Raw genomic sequence first — 14852 nt, 5'->3', positions numbered from 1 at the left:
TTTACCGTTCCAGGCCCTTTCGCATGTTCAAATTTAACTTAAATGACCATCATGACGGCTTGCCACAACAAGTAGCAACCGTAGATCATCACAACCCCACCGGAGATAATGTTGACCCACATGAGGAATTTCTGTGGTAACCGTTCCTTGAGCAGGCCCAGGATCAGGGTAATGCCGAAGAACCAAATGGCCGTAGCCGTCACTACGCCGGAGATGAACGGCGTCACCTGGGTATTGCTGAGTGACCCCCGCATCGCCCCAAACATCAGACTGGTATCGATCAAGGCCTGCGGATTTGCCCAGGTGACCACCCAGGAATTAATCAGCGACTTCTTCATGGTCAGCGGCGTATTGGAGCTGGCCAATTGGAAGCTTCGGGCCGATCGGAGGATACCGAAGCCAATCCAGATCACCATCAGGCCACCAAGGAACATGATAATCAGCTTGAAGGTTTGATGAGCGCTGATGATGGCCCCCATCCCGAAAAAGGCGGCCAGCGTGAGCGCCGTATCGGCAAACCAGACCATAATGGTCACGATCAGTGCCCGTGGCAACCGCTGATTAATGGCATTGTTAAAGACGAATAGATTTTGCATCCCAATGGATGACACGAGGGCCAGACTTAACAGCAGCCCCCGTAGATACATTGCAAACATAAAGCCCCACTTTCCCTCAAGTCCTACTCCGCAGCCGACCCAAGTTTAGAAATAATTCCTACTAGCATACCAAATCTAGCGTTAATAGTAAAAGGGTTCCGCCTTGGCGGAACCCTTTCGTTTCACGTGAAACACCTATGGTTTGTCGATCATCCGCAGATACCGGTACACACTGGGTTCCGAAACGCCCAGCACCTTGGCCACGTGAGGCATGACCCCTTTGATCTGGAAGACCCCTTTATCACTGAGTTCCTGAACGATCTGAACTCGCGTTTCCGGCGTCATCACGACCCCGGGTTGTAACAACTGGGGATCGATACTGGCATTAATAATGGCGGCCACATCGGCATGTAGGGCTTCGGCTGGCTTGGTCGCCGATACTGGTTCCACTAGCGTCGCCACGGCATCCTCCTCGCCATCGTCCGGTTGAATGAGGTGATTGACCGATGGCATATCCACGCCGGTCATCCGTAGAACCTCGTTGGCCAAGTTAACGTAGCGGCTGGTATCAAAGTTAATGCAAAGCAAGCCACAGATACCGTCCGCCCCGTCCTTAATGAAGTAGGTTGAGCCCTGAATTTTACGATTATCATCCGTCGTTGCAAAATACTGGGTCACGTAGTCCTTCTGCAAATAGACCTTATCCTGAACTAATTGGAGGGCAAAGCCAGTAATTGGCGAATTCATATTGCGCCCACTGATGTATGAATGTTCGATTGCGGCAATATAAAAAGAATTTTTTTCGCTCTTCCAATGCAACACAATTTCATAATCTTTGCCCAACGTTTGGCCCAAGAAATGCACCAATTGACGGTATTCATTTAACGTTTTACTCATAGTCAACCTCCTAATCCACTGTTAGGGGTGGTGGTTCCCCAGTCTGTCTTTTTACTACGACCATTCTACAATAAATGAAGCGCTTTAACAATAATTTTTTATTTTCATGATAAACATTTATTGACAGTGCCGAGTTGATTGGGTATTCTGGAGGCATAAAAAGAAGGGAGCTCTTATCGATGAATGATATTCCTAAGGCAATCGGTCCCTACGCCGCATACCGGCGGACCGAAGATCTCATTATCACGTCCGGTCAACTACCCTTGGATCCCGCAACCAATGAGTTTGCAGGAACCGACACTTACACGCAGGCCAAGCAAAGTCTAACCAACATTGCGGCAATTCTAAACAGTGAAGGCAGCGACCTCGACCATGCCCTGAAACTGACGGTTTACCTGAAGGATTTGGCCGATTTTGAAAGCGTTAACAAAGTTTTCCGGGAAATGCTGCATGAACCCTACCCAGCACGAACGGCATTTGAAGTCTCGCGGTTGCCAAAGGATGCATTGGTTGAAATCGAAGCCATCGCCGCCTTTGACCATTAGAAGATAACGGGGAGAATCTATCATGAGTAAAAAAGAAAAAAAGGTTCGGGTGAAAAAGGAACCCACATTTATCGTGGCTGTCTTGCCAATTGTGGCCATGATCTTACTGCTAGGACTAGGGTATGGGTTCTTCCACATCGGACCAGAAGTTTTGATGTTAACCTCCGCCGCCATTGCGGCCCTGATTGCCTACTTCCTAGGCTACAGTTGGGATGAAATCCAAGATAATATTGTTGATAAAATTGCCAAAACAATGCCCGCTATTTTAATTCTTATCGTCGTGGGGTTCCTCATTGGAACCTGGATGATTGGCGGGACGATTCCAATGATGATCTACTTTGGACTGAAACTCATTAGCCCCAAATTCATTATCGTGACGGCCTTTGTCGTGACCTCCTTCGTCTCCCTGTGTACCGGGACGTCATGGGGATCAACGGGGACCATCGGGGTCGCCATCATGGGGGTTGCGGCCAGCATGGGTGCCCCATTGCCAATCGTTGCCGGGGCCGTTGTGTCCGGAGCCTACTTCGGTGATAAGATTTCGCCATTATCGGGTTCAACCAACCTGGCACCAATTGCCGCCGGCGCTGAACTCTATGAACATATTCGCCACTTGTTATGGACCACGATTCCCGGGGTCCTGATTTGCTTAGTTGTCTACACCACGGTCGGCTTGAACCTGCCCGACATGGCCGGTGGCAATAGCGATAAAATCCAAATGGTTGAAAAGTCGATCCACAGCCTCTTCAACATGAACTTCTGGATTTTGATTCCAATCGTCATCGTCCTGGTTGGGTCTGCCCTGCAGAAGCCAACCATTCCAGTCATGTTGCTGTCCAGTACATTAGCGATTCTAAACGCCGTCTTCATCCAGCACTTCGACATCAAATCAGCCGCTGAAGCCGCCGTTACCGGCTTTACGACCGACATGTTGCCGCAAGGGGTCAAGATCAGTGCCGACCTGACCACCCTGCTGGAACGTGGTGGAATGATTTCCATGTTGAGCGTAGTTCTGATTGCCTTGTGTGCCTACGGTTTTGCGGGCGCCCTCGATGTCAGTCACTCGCTGACCGTCGTGTTAAATGCCATGACCAAGGCCATCCGGTCAACCGGCCAATTGATTGCGACCGCGATCTTCTCCACGATGTTAGTTACCGGGGTAACCTCAAACGGTCAACTAGCCGAATTGCTCCCTGGTGAAATGTTCCGTGATATCTTTGTGAAATACGGTCTCGAGCCGAAAAACCTCTCGCGAACCGTGGAAGATGCCGGAACCATGATTGAACCAATTATTCCTTGGACCGCTGCTGGGGTCTACATGGCTAGCACCCTAGGCGTCGACACCATGGCCTACCTCCCCTGGGCAATCCTCTGTTACACGGGGACCATCTTCGCCTTGATTTACGCCTTTACCGGGATTGGTGTGGCTAAGATTACGAAGAAGAGTCGTTTCTGGGCCGAATATCAGGAACGCAATGGCAAGACCGTCGAAACACCCAGCGATCCCGTCGCCTAATTTGTTAGTGAAGGAAGGACAATGATCATGAAATATGATTTTGATAAGTTAGTTAATCGCCGCAACACCAACAGTGCCAAGTGGGACAGTCAGGCCAAGAATTATCACAACGATAGCCTGATGCACTTAGGGGTTGCCGATATGGACTTCGTGTCACCGGAACCCATTCAAACCGCCCTACGCGGTGTGATTGACCACGGTGTCTATGGTTACACGGATGTTGACGATGCCTTCTACACGTCCATCCAAGAGCATTATCTCGCAAAGTATGGCATCAAAATTCCTCGCGACTGGATCGTTTACTCACCACGGGTCATCAACTCCGCAGCGGCCTTCATTAACACCATGACTCGTGAAGGCGATGGGGTCATCATTAACGAACCCTGTTACTCACCCCTGAAGGATGCCATCGTCACTAACGATCGGCGGGCCATCCCCGTTCCCACCAAATTCGACGCGGGGGCCTGGCACATGGACTTCGAAGCTATTGAGGAGGCGGCCGCGCAGCCCCTCAACCGGGCCATGTTCTTCGTGAACCCCGACAATCCTACCGGGACCGTTTGGGATGAAGCGGCCGTGCAACAACTGATGAACATCGCGGCCAAGAACAAGATTCTCCTGTTCACGGATGAAATCCATGCCGACCTGTTAAAGGCCGGGATCAAGCATCACAGCCTGATCGAATTTGCCGATCAATATGACCAAATCATCGTGGCCAACTCGCTGACCAAGTCCTACAATATCCCCGGCCTAGAAATTTCCTACCTGATTGTGCCTAACGAACAAATTCGCGAGACCATTCAAACGGAATTCTACCGGATGGGGATTCATAACCCTAACATCTTCTCACTGCCCGCCTTTAGCGCCGGCTACCGGGAATGTGGCGATTGGCTGAAGGCCGTGAATGCCTACATCGATGACAGTGAAACGCTGGTTCGCGACTTCTTGGCCAAGAACTGTCCCGGCTTCGTCGTCTATCCACGACAAGGAACCTACACGCTCTGGATTAGTTATCGTGACCTCGATGTGACGGCCGAAAAGGTACAAAACTGGTTCTTAAATGAAGTGGGTGCCGAGATTTACATGGGCAATGCCTTTGGTAAGTACGGCGATGGCTTCATTCGCCTAAACATTGCAACCTCCCAGATTCTATTGAAGGAATTCTTGGCGGGAATGCAAGAACATTACAGCGACTTGATTAGCTAGCCTATTGGCAAAGTAGCGCTCAATCCCACCGGATTGAGCGCTTTTATTTTCGAGCATAAAAAGGGACTGTGACGATCGTCACAGCCCCTTTCATTTCACGTTATCAATGTTCCACATGGAACAATCACTGTTGTTTAATTTCCGCCTCTTGCAGATGCGTTATTTCCTTCAGTCCAGCGTTCATCAGGACAAAGACGATGATCCAAGCCAAGACGATTAAGGCAATTAGCTTTAGATAATAACTGCCGAACAAGGTGAAGTCCCAATCCCAGGCGGCATGCATGAGCACCGCCAACAGGAAGAAGACCAGGAACCGGCCGTCAATTAGCTGGCTAGGTTGGAAGGCCTTCTGGCGTTTAACCACCATGAAGGCGCCGCCGGCGATGGCGGCCCAGACCAGGTGTCCCCCAATCGCAGACCAACCCCGTAAGACGGCGACCTCTAGCAAATGGTTGCCCGAAGCGTAGATGTACCCGGCCGTTTCAAAGGCAGCGAACCCGGCGCCCACCGCGGCGCCAATCAGGATACCGTCCAAGACATGCCGAACCCGTAACTGATCGATGAAGGTCAAGGTAATCATGAATTTCCCCAGCTCTTCGACCAGCCCGACCGATAGGGAGTCGGTGACGGTTAAGGCCCCAGTAATCCGATTCATCATGCTAAAGCTGACGAATTGATAGAGAAACAGCGTCACAATTAACGCGAAGATTCCCCCGATGAAGAAGACCTTGATCACATCAAACAGGCATCCGCCTCAAAGAAGAAGACCAATCCGGAGAATGGCACGGCGAAGGCCCCCACCAGGATCAGCCCCGGGATGGCATTCGCATTTTGAAACTCGGCCGCCATCACCCAGAGTGCGGCAAAGGCCAATAAGAAGCCCAGCAAGATCCGCGAGAACAGCCAGGGCTTGGCCCAGTCATCCGAGATGTCACTCAGTTCGGGCGTCGTCGTCTTGGTGCCGGAGATGAAGATGGCTTCCGCCTCATCTTTCGTATGGTGCTTAGGGACTTCCGAAAACAGGTCAATCAAATTAACCTTCACGGCCCCCTCCTCACCCGTGTACTTGTTCAAGGCCGCCGTGGCACTATCGTACAGGTCGGGCCGCTTGCCCACTGGCTTAAGCTTTGGCCTTGGTGGCTTCGGCGCCGCTTGCGGTTGGGGCTGTGGGTTAGGCGTTTCCGTCGCCTGTGGTAACGGCTGGCCACAGTTTCGACAGAATTGGGCATCGTCAGCGGCCTCTGCGCCGCAATTGGGACAGTACTTCATCCTGATCACTCCTCTTAAGGTATTCGTTCAATACCTCAAGTATAGCGGTTTTCGCCAATTGACGGCGGCTAAATTTGCAAATCGTCACCCTGATTTAGAACGTGGTGACGACCACCTGACGTATCTGCCAGTGATCTGCCGACCGCTCTATCGTCAGCACACTGTGTAAGGGCCAGGCATACCGGCCACTACCATGAATGCTGGCCTCGATGTGATTATCGCCGACCACTTGCCAACCGGTGGCCGTTTCCGTAGCGGCAACCCGTTCTTCAACCGATGAAAAATACCGCATCGTGCCTTGGCTCATCTCCGTTAGCCATTCTTGCCGGGACTGAGCGACTCCCGTCATGTGGGTCAAGGTGAAATCCGTGGCAAGCAACTTATCCAGTGCCCGCACATCATTGGTCGCCAGGGCTGCATTATAGTCTCGATACAGTTGTAAAATCGTCTTTTCCATCTGATCCACTCCCTTGAAGCCGTTGACTAACGGTTAATGCCTAAACTGTCACGCGAACCCAACGTCTCGTCATGTGCGAGCCGCATCACCAGATCCGCAATGCTCTTGCGTGAGACACTGTGGCCGCCGAAGGGATCGCCCTTCTTAGTGACCTGGTAATCGGTATCGTCACCGTTATCAAACCAACCGGGACGAATCACGGTATAGTTCAGTGAGGAGGCTTCAATAATGTCTGCGGCCTGACGATAGCCCCGTAACATTGGGTTCACCGACAGGTTGCCGGCCGCCCCAACACTCGCCGGAATTTCATCATAAATTCCCATGGAGGTGATGAACAAGAGCCGATCAACCCCGGCCGTCGCCATGGCCTTAACCAAGGTCTGAGCCATCCCCGCCAAGTTACCGCTAAGGGCGGCAAAGACGACATCCTGGCCTTTCAGGGCGCGAGTTAATGCCGCCTCATCCGTGACGCTGCCGGCAATTGATCGTTCGCGATCGTCATCTAATTGGCCTAAGCGCTTCGTGTTACGCGCCATCAGGGTTAAGTTATCCGTGGTGTGGTCTAAGAAGTACCGCCGGGTCGTGCCGCCTACAGAACCCGTTGCCCCAATAATTAAAACATTTGTCATGATCATTTCCTCCATTTCGTTAGCTGATAAATACAGTGTAGAGCCTTGCAGTTACTTCAAGGCAAGCGTTATTGTCATTTATTTTTGCCGTTCGCCGGGAACGATTAAGAACACCGCTGCCAACAGAGCCAAGAGCAACAACCCAGAGCCCATCAAGATGGCGTGTTGAAAGCCACTAATCTGGCCACTAAACAGGCTTTGTGTCGTGACCAAGACGGACAGTCCAACAGAACCACCAATCTGATGCATCACGTTAACGACGCCAGATGCGGCACCGGCGTCAGTTCCCTTGGTGTGGGCGACTCCGGCGGCGGTGAAGGGACTCAGCGCCAATCCTTGGCCAATCCCAATGATCACCATTGGCGCCGCAATCCCTAACCAATAACCAACGGCGGGAGTGAAGAAACTCATCCAGAGCATCCCGGCCATCGTCAAGGCAATCCCGATGACCAAGAGGCCCCCATTTCCCCACTTAGCCGTTAGGCGAGCAACTTGTAGGGCCACGATAAAGTTAACAATGGTCAGTGGGAAGAAGGCGACACCGGCCATCAGAGCCGAGAAACCCAGTTGATTCTGCATGAGTTGGGGCGTGATGAACCAAAAGCCCATCATCGCTCCCATGTAGAGAAACCGGCCAACATAAGCCCCAATGCGTTCCCGGTCGCCAAATAATCGTAGCGGCATAATCGGTGACTTAATCCGCCATTCTTGGAAAATAAACAGGCCCAGGAACACGATGGCTAAAGTGAGAGCCGGTCCCTGTAACCAGTCGCCGATGATGCTGTAGACCAATGCGCTCATCCCAATTAGGGAGCTGATGGTGCCCACCCAATCGAGTTTACCCGATTGGCCGTGATCCTTTTGCAAATGCTTAACGGCGAGGGTGAACATCCAGATGCTGATGGGAACGTTGATGAAGAATCCGACCCGCCAAGTCAATAGACTGGCGAAGATCCCGCCGATAACCAGGCTAACACTGGCACCGATGCCGGCCATTGCCCCATAGTAGGCAATCGCTTTGACTCGTTCGGCTCCTTCGTAGGCGTCCATCAAGATGGCCAACGTGGTTGGGGCTAAGATGGCCGAACCAACTCCCTGAAAGGCCCGAGCGGCAATAATCATTGGGGCATTAACGGCCGAACCAACGAGTAACGATCCCAGTCCGAAGATAACCAATCCAATTTCGAAGACCCGCCGCCGGCCAAATAAGTCTCCGGCGCGACCACCAAGCAACAGAAAGCCACCAAACGTCAGCGAGTAGCCGCTGCTGACCCACGAGAGAGTCGCCTGATTTAGATGTAAGTCTTGGGCGATCTTGACGGTCCCCGTAAAAATAATCGAGTTATCCAGAAGAATCATAAAGTAACTCATCAGAATAACTAATAATATCCAATCGAATCGTTTTTGCTTTGCCATGTTAGTTTGCTCCTTGTCTTTAAGTGAATGATCAGGAGTTTAGACCTTCATCTGTACTTCAAGGCAAGGCGAAAAATGAAATTCTTTGTAAAAAACGATCTCGCTAGACTGACGTCCCCGTCATCCCTACTTCTACTAACGAAATTAAGCGGAATTTTTTCGCATGGTTTCGTAAAGATTGACCAGTAATCGGCAAAAAGGGCCGGCCTCTGTGACTGAGAGGCCGGCCCTGACTAGGTTATTTATAATTATTTTTGTTTTAACCGGGTCCGAATCCGACTCAGTGATACCGGCGTAATCCCAAGGTATGAGGCGACTAACCGCAGCGGTACCCGATCTAAGATCTCAGGTTCATCGTCCTGTATCCGTTGATAGCGTTCCTCCGGCGACAACTGAAGCTGGTCGAAGAATATATTACGGTAGGCAATGAACCGTTCGCAAATGAACCGGGTGATGGCCGGCTCGATCTCCGGGTAGCGTTGCTGAATCAGGCGAAAATTAGCCTTGCTCAGGCTCATCACCCGTGACTCCTCGAAGCTCCCAATCGAGAAGCCGCTGGGTTGCCCCAGGTAGAAGCTCTCAAACGAAGACACCAGCTGATTTTCGAAGAAGAATTGGAGCGTCACGTCACGTTCGGGGCTACTGTGCCACAGGCGTAGCGCCCCCTTAACTACAATAAAAATTTCCGTAGCGACGTCCCCTTCGGTCAATAGGGTCTGCCCGGCCGGAACCGTGCGCTCTTCAAACAGGGGCTGTAACGCCGACCAATGCTCGCCAATCGTTGGAAACGTTTGTGCTAAGTATGGAGGAACTTCCATGGTTTTAACTTCCTTTCGCCTGAATTAACATAGGTTAATGCCGCGACCTCTTTCCTCATTTATACTCCATTTATCAATTAAAAACGAGGTCCTAAATATGAAAACTGTTATTATCTTTGACCACCCCTACACCGCCACTGCGGGCGACAACGTTCCGCATCACCGTTCCTTCTTGGCGGCCCTGTTAAAAACCACCATAACCCAGCTTCGCCATGAAAATAATGAGGTCGACCTCATCGACCTCCATGCCGATGGCTTTAACCCTGTCATGTCTGCCGATGACCTGTCAAATTGGCGCCGGGGCCGTCCTACTGACCTCCAAGTTGCCGACTACCAACAGCGTTTACTCGCCGCGGACCGGATCATCTTCATGTTTCCTGTCTGGTGGGAAGTCATGCCCGCTATGACCAAGGGATTTTTAGACAAGGTCTACGCGAAAAATATCCTCTATCAGGCGGATAACATGCAAACCAAGCTGAATCAGCCGCGCATCGACATTGTGACCACGATGAGCACCCCTAACTGGGCCTACCGCCTGATCTTCGGCGCACCACTGGCCAAACTTCTCTTCCGGGGGACCTTCTTAAAGACGCGCCTCTGGCATTTCAAATGGCACAACTTCGCTCAGGTTGAGAAGAAGTCGTTGGCCCAACGGGAACAAATCCTCAAGAAATTTAAGATCTAACTCAAATACTATTAGTTATTAAAAAAGGCACGTCAAATGACGTGCCTTTTATTATTAATATTTAAGTGACTGAATGCCTAACTGAAGGACCATCATGTTGAAAAATCACCGTTTAGTCGATTAGACTAACCAGTGTAGCCGTAGGGGGCCAGGTCTGGTATCGGCTGTGATAACGATATTAGCCGGCGGGTTAGGTCGGCTTAAATCGTGGGACGACCTGGGAGACTTGTGTTTTTCAAGTCTCCCAGGCGAGGAGAAAGACCGCTCTGTGGCTTTCTCCGGTCCCCACAGCAGGTGCCAGACCTGGTCCACCGAAGGTGACCCTAGAAACTAGCTAGTCGCTAATGACTAATAGTGACTTGATGGCTTCACGATGATCCATGGCTTCATAAGCGGCCTGAACATGGTCAAGGTCGAATCGTTGAGTGAAGACCTTTCCGGGATGAATGTCACCATTTAAGACGGCATCCAGTAAGACCGCGCGATCGTAAGTCGTGACGGAGGCAATCCCACCACGAAGACCAATGTTCTTCCAGAATAAGTTATTCGTGTTCATTTCGGCCTTTTGTGGCACGCCGACCCGGCCAACCACTGCACCGGCACGGGCAACTTTAACGGCCGTATCGACGGATTGTGCCGTACCAACACATTCTAAGACCGCATCGGCACCGGCGCCATCGGTCAAGGCCATCACGCGTTTAACGGCGTCATCACCACGTTCGGCAACGATGTCCGTCGCCCCAAATTCCTTGGCTAAGGCTTGTCGATCGGCATGCCGACTCATCGCAATGATCCGTTTAGCCCCACGGAGTTTGGCCGCAATCACGCCACATAAGCCCACGGCACCGTCACCCATGACAACCACCGTGTCGTCAGCCTTAACCTCGGCCGTTGCGGCGGCATGATAGCCAGTTGCCATGACGTCGGATAAGGTCAGCAGATCGTTTAACTGCGCATCGGTATAGTCACTGGGTTGACCAGGAATCTTAACCAGCGCCCAGTTAGCGTTACGGAACCGCAGGTATTCCCCTTGGTAGCCAACAACTTCCGAATCGGTTTGAGCGTTCTCACAGTCGCCATCAAACCCAGCTAAACAAGCGGCACAGTGGCCACATCCATGGGTAAAGGGCGCTACGACAAAGTCGCCAGGCTTCACACTGGTGACTGCATCCCCAACACTTTCCACAATCCCAATGGCCTCGTGGCCGACCGGCGTGTTAAGCTTCCGGTCATTGATCCCGCGATACCACCAGAGGTCGGAGCCACAAACACAGGCCCGGACAATCTTTAAAACGGCGTCCGTGGGGTTCTTGATGACGGGCTTAGGCAGGTCCTGCGTTTCAACCTTACCGGGTTCAACAAAGACAGCAGTTTTCATAAATTTTTCCTCCATAACAAATTAATTAGTTTTTAAATAGTCGCCACCAACCGGCGAGTTGTTCATCCGCGTGCCGTAAATCACTGGCGGTCATGCCAATTCCGGGGACAAATTGTGCCTTCGTCAGCCGACTTTCGAATTCATCTTCATAGCCACCAGGGGTGCCAGCATCCGTGTAGAAGGGCGCCACGACACCAGAAAAGTCACCCAACTGATTCAGTAACGTCCGGATTGGCGTCGAGACCTTGCCCGACCAGACAGGACCCCCAATCAACAACGTTTGATAATCATTGAGGTTAGGCAAATTGGTCGTTAAGGCAGGAAATTTATCAGCGGATCGCTGTTCATCAGCAATATCCGCGGTGGCATTCATCGTGTCACCAAAGGTCCCCGGGGCCACGGTTAAATCCAGCTTATCAGCCCCGGTAACGGCCTCTAGCACCGTCGCCATCTTAGCGGTTGTTCCTGACCAGGAATAGTCTAAAATCAATGTTTCTGTTGCCATATCGGTCGTCCTTTCTCAATCCAAATTCTGTCTAATCATCAATCGATTAGTGGTTCAATTTTCATGCACCACAACTATCTTCAAATCATAAACGCGTTACCGGTTATCATACCCGTCACCCTCGCTCGTCTCATCATCGGTAGCCTTCTCGGCATGTTGCCGCTCCAGTTCCCGTAATTCTTCTTCGGTCGTTTCCATGTGATCGTAGAAGTGGTTTAACTTGTAGTTCAAGTGGTCAATGGCCGACTGTAGATCGTCGCGCTTTTCTTCCATGGCAGCCAACTGCGTCTTCAGGATGGTCTTTTGTTCCTTCGCATTATCCTCTTGGGCATCGAAGAGTTGGATATAGCGCCGCAGGTTTTCAATGCTCATCCCGGCCGCCCGCATCTGCGTGACAAACTGGATTCGCCGGATGATCCGGTCATCGATATCCCGGTTGCCGACGTCCGTGCGGTCAATCGCGGGTATCAATAATTCTTTTTCATAGTACCGGATTGCTGCGGACGACACGCCGGTTTTTTCACTAGCTTCTTTAATATTCATACGTGATCAGCTCCTTAAATTAGTAGACTGGTCGGTCTTGCCCCTCGGTATCGGGGTCTGCTAACCCAATACTATCACGACTGTACTTGGTAGGGTCAGCGATCATACTCAACACCAGGTCGGCGACGCTATCGCGGGAACCGGAAACGCCATCATAGGGCTCGTTTTTCGTGGTGACCGTGTAGGCGATCCCCCGATCATTTAACCAGGGTAGCCGCAACGTGGTGTAGTCGAGGCCAGAGTCTGCCAAAAGTTGATCGGATTGCCGCGCCGTGGCCATCCCCGCACCAATCATTTCGGCATTCCAGCGACCAAATTCACCGCCAACCTCGCCGTAGATCCCTAAGACGTTGGTGAAGAGCACGCGAGTCACATGGTTAGCTTTCATCGCGGCAGTCACGGTCTTAGTCAGGCGGTTTTGGGCATCGTGATCGACGACGGCGACAAAGACCAGGTCTTGGCCGGCCATCGCCTTGCTAACGGCCGATTCATCCGTGATGTCGCCATCGACCAGCGTGACCCGGGGGTTGTCGACCAGGTTATCGAGCCGGCTGGCATCCCGCAGGAACAGGGTCAGGTCGACATCGGCAAAGGCCGATTCGGTTAAGAGACGGTGCTCAACAATGCGGGCAATCCGCCCGTTAGCAGCTAGGATTAAAACTTTTTTCGTCATGATTAAAACTCCTTCTTGGGGCCCGGGTTAAATACCTTCGGTCGCCCTGCCCAATTTAGTCTCGTGCAACAAATTTTTAGATAAGTTCTTTGGGACTGGGCGGCGTGTCTTGCTTAACGCCATCCACAAGCGATATCGCAATTCCCAAACACTTGAATGACCTTAGGTTAACCCTTCATGTGCACTTTAAGGCAAGGGAAAAAAGGAATTATTTTAATTTTTTTGAACGTCTCGTAATCAATTCTAAACTCACCATTTAACATTAATATATACAAATAGACACAGATACCCACGACAGGCATCTGTGTCTATTCAAATTCGATTCAACTAGCTAATGATACCCCACGAATACTAACTAAAAAAATCCAGATCAATGTCTTACTCAACTGATGCTGTCATTATAAACGACTTTTTAAAAGGTCTTGAAGACTTCGGTCCTTCAGTCCAAATAGTAATTCTGCCATTGCCATCCGAATAATCGTCAATATTTCCAACAACATCAATTACAAAGTGTCCCTTCTTATCCGCAATAGTATCAGCTTCGTCATTCCCACTAATTGATACTTGCGAATTAGGCTTTGTATAGCCACTAATAGTGGTGTCGAAGCTATCGGGTACTTTGTCCAGCCGAACAAAATTACTAAAGTGATAACGCTCCAAGTCCCCTTTGATATACATCGCGTCTGGTGTTGTATACCGATTTGTACTAAGAGTAATTGACTTCACATCCCCATATTGCCCAATGTTTCTGAGTTTATATTTAAACGTAAGCAGCTTGGAACCCACAAATTTACGCTTAAGATGAACATTATATCCCCTGTTCTTCGAGCCAGTAATGTAAGAAATTCTGTACTTACTCATACCGATACGAAAATCCTTCTTACCCAAATATACATAAGTACTGGGTATTCCAGAAAGTTTCCAATTATAATCCCATCGACCCCTTAAAACTTTAGGAACAGAATGTTGTCTTTTCGATGCTTGCGACGTTATCGTCAAAGCCCCCGTCATACTAATCATTGAGATCAAGATTAAGCCTATCCCCGAAATTTTTTTCATGTCTTCTCCCCTGAAATTTTTTTGATCATTAACATGTTTCAATGCTAATTGTGCCCTAACACGTCTCAAAATCAACCATTATCATACCATAGTCATTAATGATAAATACCGTTTATTAGTTGATTTCTAAAATAGATTTTTTCCAAATCCACTTAATTCTTAGAAGAATTAAAAATAGGGCACCCGGCAATCAGAATTGTCAGATGTCCCACTCTCGTTAACCTTAATCATTAGTTCGCTGATCCATAGATAATCCACTCCGCCCAATCGAAAGAACTCAGGCCTAAAAAGGGCAACCATATCAAGAGGCCCAACACAAAGATGACACCATAGATGGAAAATAACCAGCGTTGCAGGACGGTTAACCCATGCCAACCAACGCGGTAGCAATGAATACCATATGCAATAACCCCGACAAGTCCCACCAGTCCCCAAACCAGGTAACCTATGAGTACCAAGACATCGGGATGCATCAGATCGTTTTGCATCATCAAGACATAGCCATTAATCATCATCACTAGCGGTGCACCAATCGTCAAAACGGCCACGACTAGCGAGATTAACGGCCGCCATTTTGAAATAGCCTGCTTCATTATCCGCCACCCCCTAATTGCAGTGTGCGCGTTTTTATTTCGGGGGTCAACGACAAATATCGTGGCC

18 protein-coding genes are annotated in these 14852 nt (G+C 50.3%); 4 read left to right on the top strand and 14 right to left on the bottom strand.

Going from position 1 to position 14852, the window contains the following annotated elements; genetic code table 11:
* Window positions 1–38: 38 nt before the first annotated feature.
* Complete coding sequence (locus EKM96_RS00290; protein WP_125638222.1) at window positions 39–656, bottom strand: LysE/ArgO family amino acid transporter; 618 nt, start codon at window positions 654–656, stop codon at window positions 39–41.
* A gap of 135 nt (window positions 657–791) precedes the next feature.
* Complete coding sequence (locus tag EKM96_RS00285; protein ID WP_125638220.1) at window positions 792–1493, bottom strand: helix-turn-helix transcriptional regulator; 702 nt, start codon at window positions 1491–1493, stop codon at window positions 792–794.
* A 179-nt stretch (window positions 1494–1672) separates the two neighbouring features.
* Here EKM96_RS00285 and EKM96_RS00280 point away from each other — a divergent pair, with 179 nt between their 5' ends.
* The 3 genes from EKM96_RS00280 to EKM96_RS00270 are packed head-to-tail and all read left to right on the top strand — an operon-like array spanning window position 1673 to window position 4760.
* Complete coding sequence (locus tag EKM96_RS00280) at window positions 1673–2038, top strand: RidA family protein (RefSeq protein WP_125638218.1); 366 nt, start codon at window positions 1673–1675, stop codon at window positions 2036–2038.
* Between the two features lie 22 nt (window positions 2039–2060).
* Window positions 2061–3554 carry a Na+/H+ antiporter NhaC gene (gene nhaC, locus EKM96_RS00275; protein ID WP_125638216.1) on the top strand — a complete coding sequence of 498 codons (1494 nt, stop codon included), beginning with the start codon at window positions 2061–2063 and terminating at the stop codon, window positions 3552–3554.
* A 27-nt stretch (window positions 3555–3581) separates the two neighbouring features.
* Window positions 3582–4760 carry a MalY/PatB family protein gene (locus EKM96_RS00270; protein ID WP_164510939.1) on the top strand — a complete coding sequence of 393 codons (1179 nt, stop codon included), beginning with the start codon at window positions 3582–3584 and terminating at the stop codon, window positions 4758–4760.
* Between the two features lie 124 nt (window positions 4761–4884).
* Here the strand turns inward: EKM96_RS00270 and EKM96_RS10645 are convergent, their stop codons facing one another.
* The 6 genes from EKM96_RS10645 to EKM96_RS00245 all read right to left on the bottom strand — a co-directional run bounded on the left by EKM96_RS10645 (window position 4885) and on the right by EKM96_RS00245 (window position 9349).
* Window positions 4885–5496, bottom strand: a complete 612-nt coding sequence (locus tag EKM96_RS10645; RefSeq protein ID WP_225417528.1) for a PrsW family glutamic-type intramembrane protease — start codon at window positions 5494–5496, stop codon at window positions 4885–4887.
* Window positions 5493–6029 carry a zinc-ribbon domain-containing protein gene (locus tag EKM96_RS10635; protein ID WP_225417527.1) on the bottom strand — a complete coding sequence of 179 codons (537 nt, stop codon included), beginning with the start codon at window positions 6027–6029 and terminating at the stop codon, window positions 5493–5495. Before EKM96_RS10635 ends, EKM96_RS10645 begins: the two co-directional genes overlap by 4 nt.
* Window positions 6030–6123: 94 nt before the next feature.
* On the bottom strand, window positions 6124–6486 hold the full coding sequence (locus EKM96_RS00260) for a nuclear transport factor 2 family protein (protein ID WP_125638213.1): 363 nt from the start codon (window positions 6484–6486) through the stop codon (window positions 6124–6126).
* A 26-nt stretch (window positions 6487–6512) separates the two neighbouring features.
* A complete protein-coding gene (locus EKM96_RS00255) occupies window positions 6513–7115 on the bottom strand; it encodes an NAD(P)H-binding protein (protein WP_125638211.1) in 603 nt (200 codons plus the stop codon).
* 78 nt (window positions 7116–7193) lie between these two features.
* On the bottom strand, window positions 7194–8531 hold the full coding sequence (locus tag EKM96_RS00250; RefSeq protein WP_125638209.1) for an MFS transporter: 1338 nt from the start codon (window positions 8529–8531) through the stop codon (window positions 7194–7196).
* A 248-nt stretch (window positions 8532–8779) separates the two neighbouring features.
* Window positions 8780–9349, bottom strand: a complete 570-nt coding sequence (locus tag EKM96_RS00245; protein WP_125638207.1) for a Crp/Fnr family transcriptional regulator — start codon at window positions 9347–9349, stop codon at window positions 8780–8782.
* 97 nt (window positions 9350–9446) lie between these two features.
* Between EKM96_RS00245 and EKM96_RS00240 the strand changes: the two genes are divergently transcribed.
* Window positions 9447–10034 carry an NAD(P)H-dependent oxidoreductase gene (locus EKM96_RS00240; RefSeq protein ID WP_125638205.1) on the top strand — a complete coding sequence of 196 codons (588 nt, stop codon included), beginning with the start codon at window positions 9447–9449 and terminating at the stop codon, window positions 10032–10034.
* Window positions 10035–10368: 334 nt separating this feature from the next.
* Here EKM96_RS00240 and EKM96_RS00235 read toward each other — a convergent pair whose 3' ends face one another.
* The 6 genes from EKM96_RS00235 to EKM96_RS00210 all read right to left on the bottom strand — a co-directional run bounded on the left by EKM96_RS00235 (window position 10369) and on the right by EKM96_RS00210 (window position 14785).
* Window positions 10369–11412: a zinc-dependent alcohol dehydrogenase family protein gene (locus EKM96_RS00235; RefSeq protein WP_125638203.1), complete on the bottom strand. Its 1044-nt coding sequence runs from the start codon at window positions 11410–11412 to the stop codon at window positions 10369–10371.
* A 25-nt stretch (window positions 11413–11437) separates the two neighbouring features.
* The gene (locus EKM96_RS00230; protein WP_125638201.1) at window positions 11438–11917 is read right to left on the bottom strand and encodes a flavodoxin family protein; all 480 of its coding nucleotides are present in this window, start codon (window positions 11915–11917) and stop codon (window positions 11438–11440) included.
* A 96-nt stretch (window positions 11918–12013) separates the two neighbouring features.
* Window positions 12014–12460 carry a MerR family transcriptional regulator gene (locus EKM96_RS00225; RefSeq protein WP_125638199.1) on the bottom strand — a complete coding sequence of 149 codons (447 nt, stop codon included), beginning with the start codon at window positions 12458–12460 and terminating at the stop codon, window positions 12014–12016.
* A 19-nt stretch (window positions 12461–12479) separates the two neighbouring features.
* Complete coding sequence (locus tag EKM96_RS00220; protein WP_125638197.1) at window positions 12480–13133, bottom strand: NAD(P)H-binding protein; 654 nt, start codon at window positions 13131–13133, stop codon at window positions 12480–12482.
* Window positions 13134–13511: 378 nt separating this feature from the next.
* Window positions 13512–14192: a hypothetical protein gene (locus EKM96_RS00215; RefSeq protein WP_125638195.1), complete on the bottom strand. Its 681-nt coding sequence runs from the start codon at window positions 14190–14192 to the stop codon at window positions 13512–13514.
* A gap of 230 nt (window positions 14193–14422) precedes the next feature.
* On the bottom strand, window positions 14423–14785 hold the full coding sequence (locus EKM96_RS00210; RefSeq protein ID WP_125638193.1) for a hypothetical protein: 363 nt from the start codon (window positions 14783–14785) through the stop codon (window positions 14423–14425).
* Window positions 14786–14852 lie beyond the last annotated feature (67 nt).

Origin of the sequence: Levilactobacillus tangyuanensis (assembly GCF_003946545.1) — a bacterium.
In the GTDB taxonomy this organism is placed as follows: Bacteria; Bacillota; Bacilli; order Lactobacillales; family Lactobacillaceae; genus Levilactobacillus; species Levilactobacillus tangyuanensis.
This window is presented reverse-complemented; position numbering and strand designations above follow the sequence as displayed.

Excerpts from the sequence above, each read along its gene's own strand:
- EKM96_RS10635 (WP_225417527.1), bottom strand. The coding sequence starts at position 6,029 with ATGAAGTACTGTCCCAATTGCGGCGCAGAGGCCGCTGACGATGCCCAA.
- EKM96_RS00245 (WP_125638207.1), bottom strand. The coding sequence starts at position 9,349 with ATGGAAGTTCCTCCATACTTAGCACAAACGTTTCCAACGATTGGCGAG.
- EKM96_RS00210 (WP_125638193.1), bottom strand. The coding sequence starts at position 14,785 with ATGAAGCAGGCTATTTCAAAATGGCGGCCGTTAATCTCGCTAGTCGTG.
- EKM96_RS00240 (WP_125638205.1), top strand. The coding sequence starts at position 9,447 with ATGAAAACTGTTATTATCTTTGACCACCCCTACACCGCCACTGCGGGC.
- EKM96_RS00230 (WP_125638201.1), bottom strand. The coding sequence starts at position 11,917 with ATGGCAACAGAAACATTGATTTTAGACTATTCCTGGTCAGGAACAACC.
- EKM96_RS00270 (WP_164510939.1), top strand. The coding sequence starts at position 3,582 with ATGAAATATGATTTTGATAAGTTAGTTAATCGCCGCAACACCAACAGT.
- EKM96_RS00280 (WP_125638218.1), top strand. The coding sequence starts at position 1,673 with ATGAATGATATTCCTAAGGCAATCGGTCCCTACGCCGCATACCGGCGG.
- EKM96_RS00260 (WP_125638213.1), bottom strand. The coding sequence starts at position 6,486 with ATGGAAAAGACGATTTTACAACTGTATCGAGACTATAATGCAGCCCTG.
- EKM96_RS00250 (WP_125638209.1), bottom strand. The coding sequence starts at position 8,531 with ATGGCAAAGCAAAAACGATTCGATTGGATATTATTAGTTATTCTGATG.
- EKM96_RS00235 (WP_125638203.1), bottom strand. The coding sequence starts at position 11,412 with ATGAAAACTGCTGTCTTTGTTGAACCCGGTAAGGTTGAAACGCAGGAC.
- EKM96_RS00215 (WP_125638195.1), bottom strand. The coding sequence starts at position 14,192 with ATGAAAAAAATTTCGGGGATAGGCTTAATCTTGATCTCAATGATTAGT.
- EKM96_RS00290 (WP_125638222.1), bottom strand. The coding sequence starts at position 656 with ATGTTTGCAATGTATCTACGGGGGCTGCTGTTAAGTCTGGCCCTCGTG.
- EKM96_RS00225 (WP_125638199.1), bottom strand. The coding sequence starts at position 12,460 with ATGAATATTAAAGAAGCTAGTGAAAAAACCGGCGTGTCGTCCGCAGCA.
- EKM96_RS00220 (WP_125638197.1), bottom strand. The coding sequence starts at position 13,133 with ATGACGAAAAAAGTTTTAATCCTAGCTGCTAACGGGCGGATTGCCCGC.
- EKM96_RS00255 (WP_125638211.1), bottom strand. The coding sequence starts at position 7,115 with ATGACAAATGTTTTAATTATTGGGGCAACGGGTTCTGTAGGCGGCACG.
- nhaC (WP_125638216.1), top strand. The coding sequence starts at position 2,061 with ATGAGTAAAAAAGAAAAAAAGGTTCGGGTGAAAAAGGAACCCACATTT.
- EKM96_RS00285 (WP_125638220.1), bottom strand. The coding sequence starts at position 1,493 with ATGAGTAAAACGTTAAATGAATACCGTCAATTGGTGCATTTCTTGGGC.